Origin of the sequence: Psychrobacillus sp. OK032 (assembly GCF_900111345.1) — a bacterium.
GTDB lineage: Bacteria > Bacillota > Bacilli > Bacillales_A > Planococcaceae > Psychrobacillus.
This window is the reverse complement of sequence record NZ_FOGY01000006.1, coordinates 265,872-288,772: the sequence shown is the minus strand read 5'-3', so window position 1 is coordinate 288,772 and position 22,901 is coordinate 265,872. Positions and strand designations below refer to the sequence as shown.

The following is a 22,901-nucleotide window of genomic DNA, read 5'->3' as shown; positions in this document are numbered from 1 at the left end:
TATCATTCCTATCCTCGGTTATAAAGTTAGGATTTCGGAAGAAATCCCTTGTTTTTTCACACCTTAGTGCTTATAACAAAACTTGTCGCGCTGCCCCGTTAGTTTAAGTGTAACATTTCACAAACTATACTACCTCACGAAAAATCAACCCCTACCTTTAACATAGCCAAATGAAATTAGAATATGCTATCTCATCACAAGTAAGGTCTTACTATGAGAAAGTTTGTCGTGTTCGTAGCTTGTTATGTCTTGTTTATCCATTTATTGGATTTCATTTGTAACAGTGGTGCTAATTAGCTTGCAATTTCTTTTGGATTGGAGCGGAAGGGCGGCGACTCCTGCCGGATGAGTGAGACAGATAAGACATCGCAGGCGAACGCGTAAGCGTCGGCGATGGCTTATCGCTCACCCGGCGGAAAGCGTCCGCCCTGCAGCGGAAATCCTGCGGTAACTTTCTTACGACACAGTATCTCTATACGGGGTAGTATTTGATGTAATTATTAATGCAACTTTCCATGTAAAAAGGCTATCCCTTAAGTCAAAGTTGACTTAAAGGATAGCCTTATTTATTTTATTCCTGCGCACTACATACAACTTGTCCCACAGCTTTTGCCGCGACTAACAATGATGCTTCGTCTATGTCAAACTTTGGATGATGATTGAAATATGGATCTTCCACCCCTTCAGGTGTACAAGCAATATAGAAGAAGCACGCCGGGAATTTTTCTGCATAATAAGCAAAGTCTTCCGATGGCGCCATCGCTGGGAATTCTTTCACTTCTTTAATATGTGGATCATTCGCATTCTTAAGCGTTTCAGCCACTTTAGCTGTCAATTCAGGATTATTGTATAGTGGCGGATAATCCGTCTCATACGTTAATTCACAAGTAACACCAAACTCTTCCTCTAACCCTTTAACAAGACGTTTTACTTCTTGTTCGATCTTTTCTTTCGTTTCAACAGTCATATAGCGAATGTCACCTTCTAGCTCTACGCTGTCTTTAATGACATTAAATGTACCTTTCCCATCAAAAGAACCAATTGTAATAACACCAATTTCAAATGGACTTAATCTACGACTAATAACCGTTTGAACTGCAGTAACGAAATGAGCACTTGCAACAATCGCATCATTCGCTAAATGTGGAGAGGAACCATGCCCTCCTCTACCTTGTACTTTCAATTTCATGTACGCTCTTCCATTGAATGAAAACCCTGCGTGGTAGCCAACTAATCCTGCTGGTCCCATTGGAAGTAAATGGATTCCATACACTTCATCTAAATCATCGAGCAATCCAGATTCTACAATACTTTTTGCACCACCTGGTGGAACTTCTTCTGCATGTTGATGGATTAGTTTAACCGTTCCAGACAACTCTGATTTCAATTCGATTAAGCAATCTGCTAACACTAATAAATACGCTGTATGCCCATCATGACCACATGCATGCATGACGCCTTCATTTTTTGATTTAAATGGTACTGTTGTTTCTTCCACAATTGGGAGTGCGTCGAAATCTGCACGAAGTCCAATTGTTTTACCAGGTTTTGCTCCTTTAATTGTTACAATAATACCGTAGCCATTTCCGACATTTGTTTGAATATCGACTTCTTTTCCTTTATAAAAGGCTTCAATGTACTTAGCTGTCTTTTCCTCTTTAAATGATAACTCTGGGTTTTCGTGTAAGTGACGACGAATTTGAATAATTTCATTTTCTCGTTCTTCTAACATTTTCATTAATTTTTCTCTCATTAATTGCACTCTCCCTTATTTAACGTCACTTTTACCGGCATTATTTGGAACCATGAAGATAATTGATAACAATGCGATAACTCCGAAAATTACATTGGCAATAATACCTCCAGTTGCCGCTGCATCTACCCCACTTTTGGCTGCAATCATTGCATATACTGTTGCTGAAATTGCAACCCCGAAAGCAGAACCAAGGGAGCTCGCCATTTTATAAATACCTGATGCTGCACCAATTTTATCGTCAGGTGCGTTCGATACCGCGGTGTCTGTAGATGGTGTTGCATAGATCCCTAATCCTAAACCAAACAGAGCGAATCCTATAAATACGACCACTGTGTAAGCAACATCTGGTAAGAATGTTAAACCCATCACCCCAACACCGATAAGCGTCAAAACCGTACCCCAAAGCATTGGTTTTTTCGCACCAACTTTTTGAAGAATCTTTTCTCCAACACGAATCATCGCAAGCACAGCAATTAAATAACCGATGGAAAGCATACCCGATTGAAAAGATGTAAAACCTCTTCCTTCTTGTACATACGTATTCGCAACAACAAGCGTTCCGGCTATAGCATTGAGCAAGAAGTTTGACACAGTTGCACCAGTGTACGGCGCATTTTTAAATAATCCAAAATCGATTAACGCATTCGATTTACCATTTTCAACTTTTATAAAGATAATCGCACCAATCACTGTGACAGCTAACAGTACGATCGTAATCCAGTTTGTCCAACCAATTTCAGCACCTTGTGTGATGAAAATATTCAACGCTAACATTGTTATAATGAAGATAATTAGACCACCAACATCAAACTTCGATTTGTCAGTTTGTTTTGCTTTGCTTTCAGGCGTGTCTTTTAATAACCACAATGCAAGAATTGCGATGATAATGGAGAAGATGAAAATCCATTTCCACCCCATATATGTTGCAATTGCTCCGCCGAATAACGAACAAACACCTGAACCACCCCAAGAACCTATTGACCAGTAGCTAAGTGCCCGTTGACGTTCAGCCCCTTCAAAATAGGCTTTCATCAAGCCAATCGATGCAGGCATAATACAAGCAGCCGAAAAACCTTGAATGATCCGACCAATAATGAGTAATGTTGAACCATTTGCTAAAACTAAACAAAGTGAACCAATAATACTTAAAATGAGTCCGATATTCGTCATTTTCTTCCGTCCAATTTTATCAGCAAGTCCACCGGCTGCTACGATGAAAATACCCGAGAATAGCGCTGATAAACTAATTGCAATGTTTAATGTACCAGATGAAACTCCTAAATCACTTTGAACTGCTGGAACTACGTTGACCATTGCTTGGGCAAATAACCAAAATGTTAATACCCCAAATACAATACCTATAATCATTTTATTTGTACCTTTGTAGGTTGTTTCCATAATGTACACTCCTTTAATTTTGTGTCACTTTACTTGAGTATTTGTTAAAAGTTCTGTTTCATGCAAATTACTTAGGAAAATATTCAAGGACTTTATTATGTTGCTAGGTAAGCTTTCCTATAGCTAAATTCTACAACAAGAATCATCTTGTCATCATGCCTTTTTCGATGTATTTCTTTGTAAAATTGTATATTTTTTTGATTGAAGAAATGGTTGGTACAAAAAAGACGGTTAATATTTCACCTTTGAGTTTAACATGTTTTTGGAAGCTTTCTTCGAAGGTAGGAGGACCTTGATAATCTTAGTGCTTTATTCGATTTAGCTATTGATTAGTCAGCAAGCAAGTACCATTGATTTTCGCAGCGGGCGGCGACTCCAGCCCGATGAGTGAAACAGATGTGACATCACAACGTAAGCGTGAGCTGTGGTGATGGCTCATCGCTCACCGGGCGGAAAGCGTCCGCCTGCAGCGAAAATCATAGCGGTAACATAATAGGGCTTTTTAAAACGCTTTATTCCACACCCTAAATTAGCGAGAAAAAGTTATCCACATACCATATAACTCAAAATTTCTTATAGTATAAAAAAACACACCAGTGGACACTAGCTATGCTAGTATTCACTGGTGTGCTTAGGAACATCAATTTTATTATTGTTAGATGAAAGACTTTCGAATATCAAAAAAGTGTATGGCGTTAATTGTTAGATAGGAATAAAATGACCAGTCCCCATCTATTGTTTCATCAAATATTTGCAAAGAAGGATGACTTAATCGATTAATATATTCTGCAATTTCTATATCTACTCCATGTTTACTACCTAAATTCCACCAATTCGTATAAAGTGCTCCATTGTCTTTATCGAACGTATATTTTCGAACCTGATATTCACCATGCTTCAAGCCCGTAATGATAACACGAATATCTTTATTTAATTTTTCCAAAAACGCATCTTCAATGGAGAAATATGGGTTTACATTAATACAATTCATCAGTATTAATTGATAGCCTCTCTCATACTCCGTCATGATGAAATCTGGTCCTTGTGCGATAATGTTCCCAGATAGTTTTTCCGCAAACAACATAGCATAAAAAGCTGGACGTCTCCCATTAAAATAATGAAACAATTCCATCCCTTCTAATTGAATGCGATGATGTTGATCAGCCACTTCATGCAGTTCAGTATTAATCCAAAACGCAAGTGAATGGATATCGTTTGAAATATCCCAGGCACTTTTTAGCACTAATGCCCCACGGAAAAATGTACCATTTGTATAACGTGTATTTCCGGAAAGCGTATTCCATGTTACTAAATGGAGTGGCTTATCCATATGATGCTGCTTCAAATAATATTTCACTTTATTCGTTTTATCTTTAACATAATTCTTTGCGAGCAAAAATCGATCATTACTCGTATCTTCAAAATCAATCACTTCATTTTGATTGGCATGGAAACCAATAAAATCAATGCGTTCGTCTTCTTGTAAAATCCACTCATGACGCTCACTTGTTCTTTCTTCTTCATAGGAGAATGGCAAAAACACACCGATATGAATTCCAGGTACTACCTTTTTAATAATATTATACATTTTCGTATAAACGCGACGCAGTTCTTTTTGATCGACTACTGTGACATAGGATTCGTAAAAAAGAACATGCCACTTACTAACATAACATTCCCCGTACACTTGTAGACAATGCCGTAAAAACCCCTCCAATTTGATAAAATACGACTCTTCATCAGTAGATATATCTTGATAACTAACGCGACTAAATATAGCAAGATCATGCTTTTTCAAAAAGTTTATTGCCAAATCTGCTTTAAAATAAGGGGAAGAAGTAGCAATTGTTTCATCTGTTTCGACTGTTGGTAGAAATGTGGCACTACTGACTAAGTTTTGAATGCCTATATAACTTAGTCGCAACTCCTCTTTTACCGCTAATACTTGTTCACGTATATCCTCTTTTAATAGCTCTTTCAATTCACGAATGATTAAGACATGATCTGGACGTGTAATTTTTTCTCTTGAAGGAACAGACACATCAATATGCAACTCCTCAAAACGAGTTTCCGTATTGCTGTATGTTTTATTTGTTTGAGCAAGCATTGATCCCAATTGAATAAAAATAGAGGTCGAGCTAGTGAGTGTTTCAATGCCTTTTATGTTAGCTGTTTTATCGATATTTACTTTCTCTTTCATATTACGTTCTCGATATACTTTGGGTGTCTCCTCATAAATTTCCTTAAAAAGGCTCGTAAAGGATTTCGTGTTCGGAAAACCATTATTCATTGAAATAGTAGCAATGGAATCTGATGAATAAAGTAAGTCTTTCACACTATGCTTCAATCGAATATCCATCAAAAAACGACTAAATCCCACTCCCATTTTCCGCTTAAAATAGCGTGATAAGTACCCGGGAGACATATAAAGCTTATGAGCCATCTGTTCTAACGTAATTTGTTCTTGATAATGTCTCTCCAAATAATCTACGAGCTGTACAAGTCTATTATCCTCAGTATCAAGCTGTCCTAATGCATTTCCTTCCTCTTTGAAACGACGAATCAGTATTAGAAGAATTTCACTCACGATACGTTGCATTTCAATCGTGTAAATATCGTCTTTACGGAAGTATGTAATGACCATTTCACCAAAGAAAGTACGAAGCTGGTCCATTAATGCTTCTCGACCAATATCAATATCTTGCGAAAAACATTCAAACCGTTGATGCCGATACTCTTTATAGGATTGTTCCATATACGAATCAGAAATTGTGAACCGTAGAACACTATTCTCTTTATTTCCCTTCATTTCAAAGAGCTCGTTTCGATTAATAACAAGTAGATCCTTTTCTTTCATTTGATAAATTCTACTGCTAGTCTCAATCGTAAGCTTACCTTCGATCACTAAAACAAATTCAATTCCACGATTCACCACACGGTCAACATGACCGATTTTCTGTATTCGTAGATGAAAATCCTTTAATCGCTCATCCATGATGATCACCCCTTAAACCTCTTATCGCCATCTTACTAACATAGAAGTAACTTGCGCAACACATATCATTTCCTTAAATGACTGAATAATAAAACTTTCCACCTTATCTTGACAGTTGAGGAGTGAAAACCCTTAAATTGTTGTTGCAGTTGTTTATCAATCGCCAAACCGCTAAATCTTAAATATATTTACTAGAAACAACTTCGTATTAAGTGAAGTTCCATTGTTTTTGTGGTAATAATAGTAGTAGGTAAAAAACTCTGATAAGCATTTTTTACCTTCCTTTAATAATAAAAATCAGAATGTATTATTAGTTCTATTTTTTGAAACTTTTTGTACGCAATAACGTATCATTTATAAGGCTATTTAAATGGAGGGATATGAATGGGCATTAATTTGGTAAAAGGTCAAAAAATAGATTTAACTAAAGGTAGATCTTCCTTATCTAGCGTTATGGTTGGTTTAGGCTGGGATCCAGTAGTAAAAGAAAAGAAAAAAAGCGGTGGATTTTTAAGTGGACTATTAGGTGGCGGTGGTGCTGCTGGTGGTGCTGAAATAGACTGTGACGCTTCTGTAATTCTTTTAGATGAAAAAGGAAAACTATTATCTAAAGAAAACTTAGTCTATTTTGGGAACAAAACAAGTAAAGATGGTAGCGTTGTCCATTCAGGCGATAATCGTACTGGAGATGGCGAAGGTGACGATGAAGTAATAAATGTGAACCTAAGTGCTATTTCACCATCTGTACATAAGTTGGTGTTTGTAGTTAATATTTATCAAGCAGCACAAAGAAAGCAAGATTTTGGACTTATTCAAAATGCCTTCATCCGTCTTGTAGATAGTGGAAGTAAAGAAGAATTAATACATTACAACTTATCCGAAAACTATGCTGGAAAAACATCTCTTTTCCCTGGCGAATTATATCGTCACGGCTCTGAGTGGAAATTCTCTGCTATAGGTGAAGGTACATCAGATTTAGACATTGGTTCGATTGCAAAAAAATACTTATAAGGAGTGGTTTATTAATGGGCATTAACTTATCAAAAGGACAAAAGGTAGATTTAACTAAAACAAACCCAGGTTTGGTGAATGTTACAATAGGATTAGGTTGGGATACAAATAAATACGACGGTGGTAATGATTTCGATCTAGACTCATCAGTATTTTTACTTGGAAGTAACGGGAAATGTTCTTCTGAAAGCGACTTCGTATTCTATAATAATACAACAGGTGCAGGTGGTGCTGTTGTTCATACTGGAGATAATCGCACTGGTGACGGTGATGGTGACGATGAGCAAGTAAACGTTAACTTATCAACCGTTCCAGCTTCCATTGAAAAAATCGCATTTAGCATTACTATTCACGATGCAGAAACACGTGGACAAAACTTTGGTCAAGTAAATAACTCATATGTACGAATTTTAAATGCAGATAGTGGAGAGGAATTAATCCGTTATGACCTTGGGGAAGACTTCTCTATTGAAACTGCAGTTGTTGTAGGAGAATTGTATCGTCACGGCGGCGAATGGAAGTTCAATGCAATTGGTAGTGGATACCAAGGTGGTTTAGCAGCTTTAGTTACTGACTTCGGCCTAAACTAAAACATTACGAACAAAAGCGGAAGCGCCTATATTTGACCCCAAGGGGCAATGCGCTGAAGTCTTGATGCAGAACAAAAAGCAAGGGTATTTTTCCTTGCTTTTTATTTTACAAAAACTATATCAAAAGTGGAATCTGGGTGAACCTAACAGCGCCTTCTTCATATTTTAGGAGTGAAAGTTATGAAACATTTTAGAGGAGTGCATGAAGAGGTAATAAGCCATTTTTTTCATGTACCACCTAAAGAATTCTCGAGAAATTTAGAGAAAAAAAAATTAGGCATCGCACTAGGAGCTACTCTGTATATTCCAGGTTCCATGCCCAATATCACATCAAAGCTAACGAATGATCACTTAAAAAATTTAACGAACGCAATCATTTGTTTAGAAGATTCGATTGCTGACTCGGAACTGATCGAGGCAGAAAATAATGTGGTACATGAGCTCCGATTAATAGAGCAAGCTTTTGAAAAAGGAGTTACTACTAAACACGAGCTCCCCCTTCTATTCCTTCGTATCCGAAACATCGAGCAACTTCAAAAACTAGCAGAACAATTAGGGAGCACCATTCACCTATTTACCGGGATAGTTTTCCCAAAATGCACCACTTCCAATGCAGAAAGCTTTTTAGCTTGCTTACAAACAATCAATCTGCATTATTCAATACATTTATATGCATTGCCTATTTTAGAAACAAAAGAAATAATTTATACAGAGTCCAGGGAACAAGAACTAACTGAACTGTACAAGCTATTCAAGCAATTTGAAGACATGATTTTAACAATTCGTGTTGGTGCAACTGATTTTACAAGTCTTTTCAGTTTAAGACGTCCTGGCAATCGAAACGTATATGATATAAAGCTCATTGCAGATTGTTTAACTGCCATTTTGAATAAATTTACCCGGCAAGAAGATAACTTTGTCATTTCTGGTCCTGTCTATGACTATTTTAAACCACAGAACAACATGGATTTAACAAATAACTTAAGCGATTTTGAAACTGTCTTGTGGAACGAAGTACAACTAGATGTTGCAAATGGTTTTTCGGGAAAAACATGTATTCATCCTTCTCAAATTGAAATCGTTAATGCCGCTTACATAGTACCAAAAGAAATATACGATGATGCACGCTTAATTGTCGGAAACAAACAAGAGACGAACGGAGTTTTACGAAGTTCGGCTAGAAATAAAATGAATGAAGTGAAGCCCCATTACAATTGGGCTTTGAAAATACTAATACAAGCAGAAATATATGGGGTGCTTAAAGAAAATGTTACATCACTCGACTTCCTCCAACATATTAAAAACGTATAACTTACATGGAGATCTGAAATTAACGATTGAAGTAAAAAACAATCCAAATAATTTCTCACCTGAAGCCCTTTTTGAAATGGGTGTAAGAATCAACAAAAAAAGAAGCTTTTTATTCGTAAGCCGCTTACTCGGAAAACATTTGGCGGTAGATCCCGCTATTTCCCTTGGAACCGGCTCAATCTTAGCGTCTATGCTTCTTGAAAGTGAAGGGGAAAAACCTCTTCCGCATTTAATTGAAATTGTGGAAATGGTAAATTCGGGTGTTCCAGATCGAGCGTTAAGCGCAAAATCTTTGGCATACAAAGCAAAATTACCGACAAAAACTGTTTTTATTGGTTTCGCGGAAACCGCAACTGGTTTAGGACACGCTGTATTCCACCACTTTCACGACGCTACGTATATTCATACAACGAGAGAAGAAATAATCAATTTAAAGCCTTCTTTTTATTTTGAAGAGGAACATTCTCATGCTACCTCGCACCGCGTTTATGCACCTGAAGAAATACTAATGGAAGCAGAAACAATTGTCCTGGTGGATGATGAAATTACAACAGGTCTTACCGCGTCCAACCTAATCGCTGCATTAAATGAATCATTCCCTGGAAAACAATATAAAGTATTGTCTATTTTAGACTGGCGAAATGATGACCAACAGATTGAATTTAATCATGTCATGAAAGCTCGTGGTATATCTGCAGAAGTTATTTCCATTCTTTCTGGGCAGTTTTCATTGAGCAATGAAACGTCAATTGAAGAAAAAGAACTGACTTACCTTAACGAATATAAGGAATTTGAAGTATTTGCGAATGAAGCATTAACGGCACCATTTACTTCTACTAATTATAGTGCTCATGCAGCGTACAACACTTTTACAGGTAGATTTGGTTTAACCGCTGATCATCACGAAGAAATGGAAGAATGGATTAAACAACTGATAAACACACTTCCTTCTATTGATAGAAATAAATCTACACTTGTAATTGGTGTTGGAGAAAATATATATATTCCACTAAGATTTGCTTTAGCTTTTGGCAAAGAGACAAAAGTACAAACAACAACAAGAAGTCCTATTTTCGCTAAAAATGAAAAGTCCTATCCTATTAAACAAAAATGTAAATTTACCTTACCGGACTCAAATGGAATAGATCAATATGTATATAACCTATCGGATGTAGCAGTCGAACAAATCATTGTTATTGCAGAATCCGTGAAAGAAAATACTAGCTGGTTTCCACTACTTACACATCTTGAAACCTTTGCACCTGTTACATGGGTATCCCTTACTATGCCATATGAAGGAGGAGAATAAGATGAAGTTACATACGAATGAGTTAGTAAAAACAAGCTATTCTCCAGACGATATTACGTTTTTATTGAAGGATTTATCGAATGTACAAATCGAGTCATCTATTGAAACACGGGAAAAGTCTTTTAAGAACGGGTCCCACTATGCTGAATCTTTACCAATTGAATATCGCCCCACTGCTGAATATAAAAAAGTTTATGATCAAGCACTGGAGGATTCTGCTGACCATGTTGCACAACTAGTTGGCATTTTAACAAGACGAGTACGAAAATTCGCAAACACGGATGATGTCATACTCGTTTCCCTTGCACGAGCAGGAAGTCCAATTGGCATATTAATGAGAAGATATGCTAATAAATTTTTGAAACTTAATTGGCCTCATTTTAGTATATCTATACTAAGGGGAAAAGGAATCGACGTAGAAGCAGTTAAAACGATTAGGGAACTATACCCAAACAGCCATATACAGTTTGTAGACGGTTGGACAGGTAAAGGAGCAATTCAAAACGAACTAACAAAATCAGTAAAGTATTTAAATGAAGCATACCAACTTCGTTTAAATGATGATTTGGCTGTTTTAACCGACCCAGGGGAATGTGCCACACTTTTTGGCACGAGGGAAGATTTCCTCATTCCAAACGCTTGCTTAAACTCAACAGTTTCCGGACTTGTCAGTCGCACTGTTTTAAACGATCAACTTCATCAAGCTGGTGATTTTCACGGCGCTAAATATTATGCAGAACTTGAAGAAGAAGATGTTTCCAATGCATTTATAGACAATATTTCTAAACGATTTCCAGACCTGGAAGCAAGTATTAACAAATTAGCAACAGAATTCCCCATCACGAATGAAAGAACTTGGAAAGGAATGCAAGAAGTAGAAGCAATCTCTAAACAGTTCTATAACACATTAGATATTAGTAAAGTAAAACCAAGTGTTGGGGAAACAACAAGGGTATTATTGAGAAGAAAACCATATAAAATATTAGTACGCAACACGAAACACGAATCAGTTCGCCATATCTTGCAGTTAAGCAAGGAAAAAAATATTCCGATTGAAGTTGTTCCGGAGTTATTTTATCTTGCCATTGGACTGATAGAATCGGAGGATCTACGATGACTATCCTGTTTGCGAGCGATTTAGATCGAACACTTATTTACAGTAAAAACTCTAGAGGTACCGAGGTCGAAGAACAGGATCTTACTGCTGTAGAATGGGTCGACGAAAAACCAACTGCTTTTATGACCAAAAAAGAAATGGAATACTTTCATAAACTTTCACCCGAAATCACTTTTGTACCTGTCACTACAAGGACTGCCAGTCAATATAACCGAATCACAGGAATATTTAAACCATCTGAAAAACCAACCTATGCAATTGTCTCCAATGGTGCTGTCATTTTAGAAAATGGTAAACCTCTTACCGAGTGGTCAGACAAAGTGAAAAAACAACTCCAGATAGATTGTACAACGATTGAACATGTAATGCCCCAGCTAGAGGCATATGTTAAAAAAGAGTTCGTTCTTCGCGTTTTACATGCAGAGTCTTGGTTTGTATATATGATTATTGATGAAAAAATATTCTCAGTGGAGGAACTTGAAAATCTCTCGCAAATTTTTCATGAGCAAGGTTTTACACTTTCCCATCAAGGTAGAAAATTGTACATCATGCCAAATTGTATTAATAAATCAACGGCTCTTCAATTTGTGAAAGAAAGAATACAGGCTAAAACTGTTATTGCTGCAGGTGATTCCATGCTTGACTATGATATGGTTATGAGTGCTGATCAAGGCTACATCCCCTCTCACGGTGAAGCAGTTAAACAAAGAGAGCTACTCCCTCCTCATATTTTCGTTACAAATAATAGCGGAGTGCTTGCTGGTGAAGAAATACTAAAAAAAGTGTGTGAATATTTGTTATAATAGTTGTGAATAGGGGGAGAACCCATGGTGAATTTAAATCCAAAACGGATGAACGCGTGGGATTCATCCAATACTGGAAATTGGTTAAAAGATTCTTTAGGAGATCCTACGAAAGTATCTATTGACGGGGAACGTCTAACTTACCCTCAATTAGTTTGCCAATACGTTGGTATGTCCTTAGATGAAGATGAATATTTCTCTTTCCTGCATACACAAGTAAACGAATCTTCTGGCATGTTAACAATCCTGTCTGATGGACTAAATAAAGAAATCACAGCAGATAGGTTACGCTCTATCAATCAATTATTCGATATGCATCGAAAAGAAAAAGGATTATCCCCAAATCGGATGGTCGCCTTTTTAGATGGATATGCATTATTACCAGCCATAAAAGACGCTGGCCTAAATAGAAGAATTAGGACGACACTCATAGATCTATTAAAAAAACTGCAAGCTACTTATGCGGAAGGAACCCTTCATCATGAATATCGAAGAATTACAACCGATCTTGTGAAGTGGATTTTCAATCATGTAGAACCAGCTTTAGAGAAAGCAGATTTTAATAAAGGACTACCAGGTTATCTTTGGTACGGCTCCTCTTCACCGAGCGAAAAATGGTTTCTTACCTATTTAGCTAATTTCGGTTTTCATGTTGTTCTTTTTAATCCTTCTGATGATCCTAGGCCAAAACAAATGCTAGGAATTGACGCAGAACATAGCCATCGCTTTCCAAAAATAGAAACTGAACTAAAACCATTGCCAGATGAAATGCCTAAAATTGCAGGAACTGTTGCATTTAAAGCAACGCAAGAAATTAATGAACTATTACATCATGAAAACTCAGGATTATATAAGCCGTTCCAATTCAAATCTTTTTCCACTAACTCCATCAGGTTAAAAACGACGGAAGATGAAGTATTTTTAATCGCAAAAGAAAGAGCAATGATTCGTCCATATTTCGAGGTAAGCAATAAGCAAGTAACTATTCCTGTTGTGTTTGCTAAAATGATGGGAATAGATAAAAATCGTAAGCGCTTCTGGAATAATGTGCATTCCTTAACTGAACGAGAAGATACACATGTAATTCGGCATTTTCCATTCACAAAAGAGCAAAAAACAAACCAGCTATTTCATTATCGAGATGCATTAGGAGCAAATGGAATACTAGATCCCGAAAAAATGAAATCTGCTAATTGGTGGACGTACGGCAAATTACCAATAGGAACCCAAACTGTAATTGGAGAAGCGATAGCTAAACATGCGGAAGATCCAATTTTACTCCGCCAAGGAAGAGAGACAATGGAAGATCTTCAGCTATATGCATTTGCACAATCGATGGTATTGCCGGACTTTGTCATTCGCCTAATGCAAACTTTTGACTATCCACAGTTCGTTCCTACCATCTTTCTCTATAATGAAGAAAATGGTCCGGAGTTAAGTAGAGCCGACGCTAACGCATTATGTATGATGCATTTACTTGGGCTAGACGTTATCATTGTTAACCCTAAAGGTCATCTGGATATCGAAAAATGGGTAGAAGAAGGTATGTTTGACTTACACTGGATGGATGATCGTAGCTTTAATGAACCGTTTAAAAATCCGAGCGTCGTACAAAAAATCTTTAAAAAATTTCGTTAGTATGAGGGGGAATTAGAAATGGAACTAGAAAAGTTAGCAATAGACCAAAAAGAAAAGCTATTAGAAGAAAGTACGGATTTAAAGGCACAATTAAAACGAGATCCTCAAGTACTACAGCTAGTAGCTAGAATAGATCCTAAAAACCAAATTGAACTTTTGGAATTTGGGCGCGAACCAGCAAATGAAATATCCACATTTACAGGCAAAATTCTAAGTACTATTAAATCGAGCAGCATGGAAGAATCAAGCGAACTTTTAAAGCAACTCGGTAAAATTATGGATAAATTCGACAAAAAAGATTTTGTTGAAAAGCCTTCTTTCTTAGGAAAGATCTTTAAACAAGGTGAAAAAATTATCGAAAAGTTATTTAACAAATACCAAACGATGGGTAGCGAGATTGATAAAGTATTCGTAGAAATAACAAAATACGAAAAAGAAATGAAAAACTCCACAGCTACGTTAGAGGAACTATACGATAAAAACTTTAACTACTTTATGGAATTAGAAAAGTATATTGTAGCTGGTGAACTAAAAGTAAATCAGTTAAGACAGCTTGTTCCTAATTTACAACAAAAAGCAGAATCCGGTGATCAGCTTGTCTTAATGGAACTAAATAGCCTACAAAATGCGATCGAACTACTTGACCAACGAATTTATGATTTAGAAATGGCCAAACAAGTTTCGTATCAATCAGCACCGCAAATTAGAATGCTACAACGAGGTAATACAAAACTAATTGGAAAGATAAACTCTGCTTTTGTAACAACTATTCCGATTTTTAAAACCGGTCTGATTAATGCTATTTCCGCAAAAAGACAAAACCTTGTTGCACAATCGATGAGTGAATTAGATCGTAGAACAAATGAAATGCTTCTTCGAAATGCCAATGATATTTCGAAACAAAGTGTGGATATCGCTAGAATGTCTGGTCAACCGAGCATTAAAATTGAAACTATTGAACAAACATGGGATACAATTATGCGTGGAATGAACGAAACAAAAGCAATTGAAGAAGAAAACCGTAAAATGAGAGAACAAGGTCGCCTTCGATTAGAAGAGCTACAGAAAAAATACGAAGATGGCCAACGAAAATAATTAACTTTACCTGAGTCAACGCATTTTGCGTTTTAAAAATGGATGAGGAGGAAACAGAATGTCAGTTATTAACCTTTCAAAGGGGCAAAAAATTGATTTAACGAAAACGAATCCAGGATTAAAAAATGTCCTAGTCGGATTAGGCTGGGATACAAATCGGTACAGTGGTGGGAATGATTTTGACTTAGACGCTTCCGCTTTTATCGTTGATGGGAATGGAAAAGCATTTAATGAAAAAAGCTTTATCTTTTACAATAACTTACAAAGCGAAGATGGCTCAGTTATCCACACTGGGGATAATCGTACTGGAGTAGGTGATGGAGATGATGAACAGTTACTCGTTAAATTACCACTTGTACCAAGCGTCGTACAAAAAGTTGTTTTTACTGTTACTATTCATGATGGAGAAGTGCGCAAACAAAACTTTGGTCAAGTTTCCAATGCTTTTATTCGAATTGTCAATGAAGATACGAATGAGGAAATTGTCCGTTATGATTTAGGTGAAGACTTTTCCATTGAAACAGCGCTTGTAGTCGGTGAAATTTACCGACATAATACTGAATGGAAGTTTAATGCAATCGGTAGCGGCTTTCAAGGTGGCTTAGCTGCATTAATTAACGAATTCGGACTAAACTAAAACGACAAGAAATAAAGAACTGGGGCTATCCCCTCGTCAAAAATGACTTGTGGATAACCCCATTCACTTTATCCTGACTTAACCTTTATCTTGGTACATTTTAGCGGCCATCCCCTCTTTACGTTGGTTCGGCGTCATAGGCTCTTGCTTTGGCAGCAGGCTATCAAATTCAGCTAGCTCAATCGAAATTTCTTCATTAACCTTTTTGTTTTTAGCGTCCGGATTTAACGAATTTGTGTATTTACTGGCTTTTTTATAATTCTCAAAAGACATATCAAAACCACCCTTTCATCTCATTCGTACACTTATAATATGGCTAGTAAAGCCGTTTTAATTCATGCACTGAAAATCGACGAAGACAGTCTGAAAGGACAATTGCAACTAGAAGAAAACAAGCGATTATGCTAACAACACCACTCCAACCAAACTTGGACCAAAAAATACCACTAGCAGTCCCACCTATACTCGAGCCAAAATAATAAAAGAATAAATAAAGCGAAGTGGCTTGTGCTTTATCATGTTTTGCTCGCTGACTCACCCAGCCACTCGCAATCGAATGTGCACCAAAAAAACCAAAAGTAAATATTGTAATTCCAACAATTTTTAATGCCAGATGAATATCAAGCGTAATAAGACTACCCGCAAACATGATGATAATACCCGCTATCAAGACTCTTGAGCGACCATAACGATCAGCAAGGCTACCGAACCATGTAGAACTGAACGTCCCAACCAAATAAATAATAAAAATCCAACCGACAATCGTAGTACTTAACGAATACGGGGGATCGAGTAATTTAAAACTAATATAGTTATACAAAGAAACAAAACCCGCCATCAATGTAAAGCCAATACCAAAAAGACATAGCATTCCCGGATCTTTTAAATGGGCTAATAACGAACTGGCCAATGCTTTAACCTGTAATTTTCGCGGTTCAAAATGTTTGGAGTTAGGCAATGCAACAACAAAGTAAATGCTAATCGTAATGCTTAGTAGTCCAAGAAAAATCATTCCAACTTTCCAGCTAAACAAATCTGTCATCGTTCCCATGATAATTCGCCCTGCTAATCCACCAACTGAATTCCCACTTATATAAAGTCCCATAGCAACTCCGAGACTTTTCAGCTCCATTTCTTCTCCTAAATATGCCATCGCAATAGCAGGCAGACCCGCAAACGTAATCCCTTGAATGATCCGCAAAACTAGCAGAAGTTCAAAGCTCGGAGAAAAAGCAATTGCCAACGTTAATACAGATGCTGAAACAATAGAAATCGTCATCAATCTTTTACGTCCCCATGCCTCTGAGAGGGATCCAAATATGACGAGGCTGATCGCTAATGCAAAAGTTGCAAGGGACAAAGACAAACTCGCCACAGTCGGTGAAATATGAAATTCCTTTGAAAACTCCGGAAGCACTGCCTGTGTACTATACAAATTAGCAAATGTAATAAACCCAGCCGCAAACAGGGCCAAATTCGTCTTTCTAAAGTCTCTCGTTCCTTTTTGTATATAATCCATTATTAAAAATCGCCTCTTTACTGAAACTACACATCACATTTTATTATCTCAAAACATTTCGGTATGTGTTCAAGAATCATCTTTCCTCTTTTAATCTTCTGTACCTAAATATGTTGTGGATAACTTTGTTTCTAAGTCCTTATCCACATGATATCCATATGCTTGTGGACGAGAGCTCACTACATCTTCTAATTTCTCATTTACAAAATGTAGCGCAACTCCATCATCGGTAGCGTAACCAGCTACAATAACGCCTTCTTCGATGAATTTTTGATAAGCGGGACGTCTATCTTTCTCTCCATCATAATGTGGACAATTGCTACCGCTTATTAATCCAAGACATGAAATAGGCTCAAGTTCGTCTCCGTATGAATCCGTCACCCCTTCTTCAAACCAGCAAAGCGAGCCGGCACTAATACCCGATAAAATTGTTCCATTGTTATAAGCTTGTCGAATAGCTGTATCTAGCTCCCACTCTCTCCAAAGAATCATTAGGTTTTTGGTGTTGCCTCCACCTACATATAAGATATCCTGTTCCATAATGAATTTCTTAATATCACGCGTCGGAGGTTTAAATAAAGATAAATGTGTCGGCTCACATTCTTCTTGCTGAAAAAAGTGATAAAACTTTTCAATATAACTATCTGCATCCCCACTAGCCGTTCCGATAAAACAAATCTTCGGTCTTTCTTTTGATGATTGCTTCAATATGTATCGATCCAATAACGGGTTTTCCGGTTCCATCGAAAAACCGCCGCCCCCCATTGCAATAATTTGTCTCATTTCTTTATCCTCCTAAGCAATCTTTACTTTAATTATAATAATAACATTAAAGAGGACTTGAACTAAAACTAGTCCAAGTCCCCAATGACTTCTAATATTCCCCTGTCGAAACCGAAAAGATAACGATAAATGTTATGATAAACACAATGATTCCAATAGTTATCGCCGGGATAATTAACGTCGAAAACCCTCTCCAACTAGAAAACTGATGTACTTCACCAATAGCTTTACTTTGAATGATAACCATCCATATCGAAAATGCACTCATGATAAAAAAGGACAATAACAGCCAACCAATTACACCTGCAGGTACTGGCCAAATTGTTATATCTGCAAATCCATTACGGGCAATAATTGCCGCTACTATATAGTATGGTGTCATCCAAATTATCGGAATCATGTTAACCCCACCAGCTTGTAGCATTTCTTTAAATTTTCCAGTACCACCAAACCATTTTCCAACCAAAGTATAAATAGCTGCTCCAATTACTAATCCAATTAAACCAAATATCGGACCAAGTACAAAAATACCAATTAGCATTAGCCAAAAAGGAATATCATAACTCTTTTCCCATTCGCCTATTACACCGATTGTGTTTGGTATACTTGCAACAGCCGCTATCGTTAACGAATATCTTAAATCCTTATAATCTAGCACATAACGAATCGTTTCTCTTGTGGAAAGCCAAATGGAGAAAAACGGATTTAGTATCTCAATTTCTTCCTTTTTCAAACTACTCCCCCCTCGTGAATTTCTTTCTCTCTTAAAATATGCCAAGGTAACCATTTTTATTCAATTCCGTTCCAGATGGACGCTTTGCGCAGGAGAAGGATGTGGCAAATTTAGATTGCCTATCATTGACGCGGCGTTCTTAGCCTTCCTTCCTCAAGGTGTTCCCACAGGAGTCTTCGTGGCGGTCCTTACCTTATAGATATCCACAATCAATACTTTTTTTGATAAAACACCCCTTTAGGAAGTTTATTATTATTCATAACGACTTTATAAATGCTTTTGTCGTCACCCTGAATTGAGTTATATACATATCTCAATTAGAATAAAGCTAGGAAATAATTGTGAGGTGCTGAAAATTGACAAAAGAATCTATACTACTTGTAGAAGATGAAGTGAAAATTTTAAGACTTCTGGAAATCGAGTTAGAATATGAAGGATATCAATTAGGAAAAGCTACAAATGGTGTAGATGCGCTAGAAGCCTATCTCTCTAGGCAATGGGACTTAATATTGTTAGATGTAATGTTGCCAGGGATGAGTGGAATTGAGCTACTTAGACGTATTCGACTGAAAGATTCCTTCATCCCAGTTATTTTGTTAACTGCAAAAGATTCAATTGAAGACAAAGTATCTGGTCTTGATCTCGGTGCCAATGATTATATTACCAAACCTTTTCGAATGGAAGAATTACTTGCCAGAATTCGCGCAGTCCTACGAATAAAACAAGTTGCAACATCCATTGTAGTAGAGGATGAGTGGCTTTATGCCGGTGATTTAAAGGTAAACGAGAAGACTCGAGAAGTTATTCGACAAGAAAGTGATATAGATTTAACACCAAAAGAATATGACTTACTTTTATATTTATTAAAAAATAAGCGGCAAGTTTTAGACCGCGATCAAATTCTCGAAGCGGTTTGGGGCTATGATTATGATGGAGAAACAAAAATAGTCGATGTATATATTCGTTATCTTCGTAAAAAAGTTGATGCCAATTATGATCAGACACTCATCCATACGGTAAGAGGCGTTGGCTATGTCTTAAGGGATGCGACATGAAACTTCGAAATAAGATTAATTTATATACTTCGGTGTTATTTATTGTTTTATTAATACTTATGAACGCTTCTATTTATTTTCTTTTCAGCCATTTAATGACGACAAACGAACTCAATAGAGCAGAAGCTAATGTCGAGAAGATTGTAAGCGATATCGGAAAGACTATGGACCGTATTTCACCTGATCAACTTCTTCTTGCTTATGTTCCCGTCAATGGGATGATTCGAGTATTAAATAATGATTTAACAATTAACAAGAAAATTACTACCCCTTCAGAGGGCGAGGCTGCATTAAAATCACGACCTACTCGTTTTGTAGCTGGTGCAACTAGTGAAGTAATCACCCTTGAAAATAAGCGCTATACGTTTGTCTCCTACCCAGTAGTTTGGAATGATGGAAGTGTTGCAAACCTTCAAGTAACAAGCAGTATCCAGGCAACAGATGACATGATCAATATACTACGAATTTTGCTAATTGTTGTAACTATTACCGCTATGATACCTGCTTTTCTGTCTAGTAGAGTTTTGAGTAACTTAATAATCCTACCAATTAGATCCATGATTGATACGATGAAAGATATTCAAAAAAGTGCTCAATTTAAAAGACTAGAACTAGAAAAAACTTCGGAGAGCGAACTGGTGGAAATGGGAGAAACATTTAATCATATGATTGATATACTTCAGACGAACTTTGAAAAACAAGAACAATTCGTCTCGAATGCTTCACACGAATTAAGAACGCCTTTAACAATCATTGAAAACTATGCTGACCTATTAAAACGAAGAGGTTTAGAAAGACCTGACTTATTTGAAGAATCTATTGAGGCCATTCACTCTGAAGCCGTGCGGATGCGGGAATTGACAGAGCAGTTATTACAATTAGCAAGGCAACAGGAACAATGGAATATCCAATTGGAACAAATAAACGTAACAGAACTTGTGACAAACACGGCAAACACCTTTCAAAACACCTATCAACGAAAAGTATTAGTTGAAGGCAACGAAATAACAAATGGTTACACTGATCCACAAAAACTGAAACAATTACTTTATATCTTTTTAGATAATGCTCGGAAATATAGTGAGGACCAGATTACGATTCATGTCGGCCAAGCATCCGACGAGACATATATCCAAATTGAAGATAAAGGAATGGGAATTCCAAAGCATGATTTACCTCATGTGTTTGACCGTTTTTACCGTGTCGACCAAGCAAGAAGTAGAAAACAAAGTGGGTCAGGATTAGGACTTACGATGGCAAAGCAAATAGCCGATGCAATTGGTATACGAATGGAACTTAATAGTTTAGAAAACCGCGGAACAACTATTATACTTTTTTTCAAACAAACAGAAATTAGTTAAAATAATTACCTATTTCTCATCATTTTCTTACTTTCAGGTTATATACTATGCCTAACAAATTGTTACATGGAGTGATATATATGAAGAATAAGAAATGGATATGGCCGGTAGGAATCATTCTCCTTATTGTTTGTTTAATCTTCAGTTTCCAATGGCTGGTCCCTTCTATATCGGCAAAGGACATAACAGAAGAAGAAGCGAATTCGGTTGTTCTGGAAAAGTATCCAGGAGATATCATCAAGACAAAAAAGACGGAAACTGAATATCAAATAGAAATGAAGCTCGATACTGGGTTATACGTCATTAAAATAGACGCAAAAAGTGGTGATGTAAAATCCTTAGTACAAACAGAAAAAGCAGAGAAGCCCGTCGAAGAAGCACCTCAGCAACCACCAAAAGAAGACATAGCACCTACAAAAGAAACTACTGAAATCAGCGTAATAACAGCACCAGAAGCGGTAGAGATAGCAGCCAATCATCTTAAGGGAACGGCCGATATGGATGATACAGAGTTTTACCAATTACCTGGTCAAACACCATATTACCTAGTAGAAGTAGAAATCGAGAACGGTGAAGATGATCGTGAAGCGGTTGTCCAAGTTGATGCTTACACAGGGGAAGTGAAATCAGTCAATTGGGATGACTAATGAATATAAACACCGGGTTCACCTAATTAGGATTGAATCCGGTTTTTTAATTTAGAGCAAATACGACTCGGCGAATTTGCTTCCGCTTCACTTTGTTCAGCTCCGCAAGAAAAACATTGCTTCCACTTCTCTTCGTTCAGCTCCGCAGAAAACAGTGCGCCATTAGATCCACTAAAATCTGTGGCATTCGCCGAAGACTTTGGCCCAACAAGATGTTGGTCACTCAGGCGTTGAGGCCCACAGCGTCAAGCAATCGTTGCCGCAAGACGCGGCGATTCATCGAGAGTTCCTAAATATTCAGCCCAGAGGTTTGTGGACCCCACTGAATTGTATACCTGCTTTGCATTCATCTCACCATCTATAGAAGTGAGAGACTTCTACTCCCACGCAAGCTTATCGCAAGTAAACATTTGCTGAATGAAGTTAAAATTTTTATTCTAATTCTCTCCAAATTTTAACCTTTCTTTCCCCGTCCTCTAGTTTAGTCTGGTTATAGTATTAACTGTAAGACAAAACAAACTTAGGAGGAATTAAATGATGAAAAAATTATTTATTGGTTCGTTAGCAACTACTCTTTTAGTAAGCGGTGCTGTCGGAATTCATGCATATGCACAAGAAGATGAAGGAAAATTAGAAAGCATACAGATCGAGCCTAGTACAAACTCACTTATCACTGAAAAAGAAGCCATTGCTATTGCAAAAAAACAAGTAAATGGAGAAGTTGTTGAAATTGAGTTAGATTCCGATGATGGAAGATATGAATATGAATTAGACCTCCGAAATGCTAAAGGAGATTACGACATTACTATCGATGCTTCAACCGGCAAAGTGCTTGAACTGGACTGGGACGATCATGATGATAACGATGATGATAAAAAAGCAGCTTTAGCTAATAAAACACTTATCACTGAAAAAGAAGCTATTGCTATTGCAAAAAAACAAGTTAACGGCAAAGTGACTGAATTCGAATTAGATGAAGATGACAATAAATATGAATATGAAATAGAACTCCGTACAAATAAAGGGAAAGCTGAAATTACAATCGACGCTACTAATGGTAAAGTACTTGAGTTAGAACTTGATGACGACAATGATAATGACTAAAAATATTAGATAGTCACCAAATAACCCATCCGAATCATA

At 37.0% G+C, this 22,901-nt stretch carries 20 protein-coding genes; 13 read left to right on the top strand and 7 right to left on the bottom strand.

Features of this window, described 5'->3' with window-relative positions:
* Positions 1-571: 571 nt before the first annotated feature.
* The 3 genes from BMZ04_RS13770 to BMZ04_RS13760 form a co-directional block, all read right to left on the bottom strand.
* A complete protein-coding gene (locus tag BMZ04_RS13770) occupies positions 572-1,753 on the bottom strand; it encodes an amidohydrolase (RefSeq protein WP_093271737.1) in 1,182 nt (393 codons plus the stop codon).
* A gap of 15 nt (positions 1,754-1,768) precedes the next feature.
* Complete coding sequence (locus BMZ04_RS13765) at positions 1,769-3,157, bottom strand: MFS transporter (protein WP_304442101.1); 1,389 nt, start codon at positions 3,155-3,157, stop codon at positions 1,769-1,771.
* A 652-nt stretch (positions 3,158-3,809) separates the two neighbouring features.
* Positions 3,810-6,149 carry a helix-turn-helix domain-containing protein gene (locus BMZ04_RS13760; RefSeq protein ID WP_093271730.1) on the bottom strand — a complete coding sequence of 780 codons (2,340 nt, stop codon included), beginning with the start codon at positions 6,147-6,149 and terminating at the stop codon, positions 3,810-3,812.
* Positions 6,150-6,533: 384 nt separating this feature from the next.
* On the opposite strand from BMZ04_RS13760, the gene BMZ04_RS13755 reads away from it, so the two are divergent.
* The 9 genes from BMZ04_RS13755 to BMZ04_RS13715 all read left to right on the top strand — a co-directional run bounded on the left by BMZ04_RS13755 (position 6,534) and on the right by BMZ04_RS13715 (position 15,660).
* Positions 6,534-7,160, top strand: a complete 627-nt coding sequence (locus BMZ04_RS13755; protein ID WP_093271727.1) for a TerD family protein — start codon at positions 6,534-6,536, stop codon at positions 7,158-7,160.
* 14 nt (positions 7,161-7,174) lie between these two features.
* Positions 7,175-7,750, top strand: a complete 576-nt coding sequence (locus tag BMZ04_RS13750; protein ID WP_093271724.1) for a TerD family protein — start codon at positions 7,175-7,177, stop codon at positions 7,748-7,750.
* A 180-nt stretch (positions 7,751-7,930) separates the two neighbouring features.
* Positions 7,931-9,061: an HpcH/HpaI aldolase/citrate lyase family protein gene (locus BMZ04_RS13745; RefSeq protein WP_093271720.1), complete on the top strand. Its 1,131-nt coding sequence runs from the start codon at positions 7,931-7,933 to the stop codon at positions 9,059-9,061.
* On the top strand, positions 9,018-10,370 hold the full coding sequence (locus BMZ04_RS13740; RefSeq protein ID WP_255367918.1) for a phosphoribosyltransferase domain-containing protein: 1,353 nt from the start codon (positions 9,018-9,020) through the stop codon (positions 10,368-10,370). Before BMZ04_RS13745 ends, BMZ04_RS13740 begins: the two co-directional genes overlap by 44 nt.
* A gap of 1 nt (position 10,371) precedes the next feature.
* The gene (locus tag BMZ04_RS13735; protein WP_093271716.1) at positions 10,372-11,487 is read left to right on the top strand and encodes a cysteine protease StiP family protein; all 1,116 of its coding nucleotides are present in this window, start codon (positions 10,372-10,374) and stop codon (positions 11,485-11,487) included.
* Positions 11,484-12,290, top strand: a complete 807-nt coding sequence (locus tag BMZ04_RS13730) for an HAD family hydrolase (RefSeq protein WP_093271713.1) — start codon at positions 11,484-11,486, stop codon at positions 12,288-12,290. Before BMZ04_RS13735 ends, BMZ04_RS13730 begins: the two co-directional genes overlap by 4 nt.
* A gap of 24 nt (positions 12,291-12,314) precedes the next feature.
* On the top strand, positions 12,315-13,928 hold the full coding sequence (locus tag BMZ04_RS13725) for a YceG family protein (protein ID WP_093271710.1): 1,614 nt from the start codon (positions 12,315-12,317) through the stop codon (positions 13,926-13,928).
* A gap of 18 nt (positions 13,929-13,946) precedes the next feature.
* Positions 13,947-15,023, top strand: coding sequence for a toxic anion resistance protein (locus tag BMZ04_RS13720; protein WP_093271707.1), 1,077 nt, complete (start codon positions 13,947-13,949; stop codon positions 15,021-15,023).
* Between the two features lie 58 nt (positions 15,024-15,081).
* Positions 15,082-15,660, top strand: coding sequence for a TerD family protein (locus BMZ04_RS13715; protein WP_093271704.1), 579 nt, complete (start codon positions 15,082-15,084; stop codon positions 15,658-15,660).
* A gap of 78 nt (positions 15,661-15,738) precedes the next feature.
* On the opposite strand, the gene BMZ04_RS13710 is transcribed toward BMZ04_RS13715, so the two are convergent.
* From BMZ04_RS13710 to BMZ04_RS13695, 4 genes are all read right to left on the bottom strand, one after another.
* A complete protein-coding gene (locus BMZ04_RS13710; protein ID WP_093271699.1) occupies positions 15,739-15,933 on the bottom strand; it encodes a hypothetical protein in 195 nt (64 codons plus the stop codon).
* Between the two features lie 43 nt (positions 15,934-15,976).
* On the bottom strand, positions 15,977-17,179 hold the full coding sequence (locus BMZ04_RS13705) for an MFS transporter (RefSeq protein ID WP_093271696.1): 1,203 nt from the start codon (positions 17,177-17,179) through the stop codon (positions 15,977-15,979).
* 90 nt (positions 17,180-17,269) lie between these two features.
* Entirely contained in the window at positions 17,270-17,962 is a 693-nt protein-coding gene (locus BMZ04_RS13700; protein WP_093271691.1) for a Type 1 glutamine amidotransferase-like domain-containing protein, read from the bottom strand.
* A gap of 91 nt (positions 17,963-18,053) precedes the next feature.
* Positions 18,054-18,695: a YIP1 family protein gene (locus BMZ04_RS13695; RefSeq protein WP_177184444.1), complete on the bottom strand. Its 642-nt coding sequence runs from the start codon at positions 18,693-18,695 to the stop codon at positions 18,054-18,056.
* A 356-nt stretch (positions 18,696-19,051) separates the two neighbouring features.
* Here BMZ04_RS13695 and BMZ04_RS13690 point away from each other — a divergent pair, with 356 nt between their 5' ends.
* The 4 genes from BMZ04_RS13690 to BMZ04_RS13675 all read left to right on the top strand — a co-directional run bounded on the left by BMZ04_RS13690 (position 19,052) and on the right by BMZ04_RS13675 (position 22,862).
* Complete coding sequence (locus tag BMZ04_RS13690; RefSeq protein ID WP_093271679.1) at positions 19,052-19,750, top strand: response regulator transcription factor; 699 nt, start codon at positions 19,052-19,054, stop codon at positions 19,748-19,750.
* Entirely contained in the window at positions 19,747-21,111 is a 1,365-nt protein-coding gene (locus tag BMZ04_RS13685) for a sensor histidine kinase (protein ID WP_093271674.1), read from the top strand. Before BMZ04_RS13690 ends, BMZ04_RS13685 begins: the two co-directional genes overlap by 4 nt.
* Positions 21,112-21,191: 80 nt before the next feature.
* Positions 21,192-21,758 carry a PepSY domain-containing protein gene (locus BMZ04_RS13680; protein ID WP_177184443.1) on the top strand — a complete coding sequence of 189 codons (567 nt, stop codon included), beginning with the start codon at positions 21,192-21,194 and terminating at the stop codon, positions 21,756-21,758.
* Between the two features lie 537 nt (positions 21,759-22,295).
* Positions 22,296-22,862 carry a PepSY domain-containing protein gene (locus tag BMZ04_RS13675; RefSeq protein ID WP_177184442.1) on the top strand — a complete coding sequence of 189 codons (567 nt, stop codon included), beginning with the start codon at positions 22,296-22,298 and terminating at the stop codon, positions 22,860-22,862.
* The last annotated feature ends 39 nt before the right edge of the window (positions 22,863-22,901 follow it).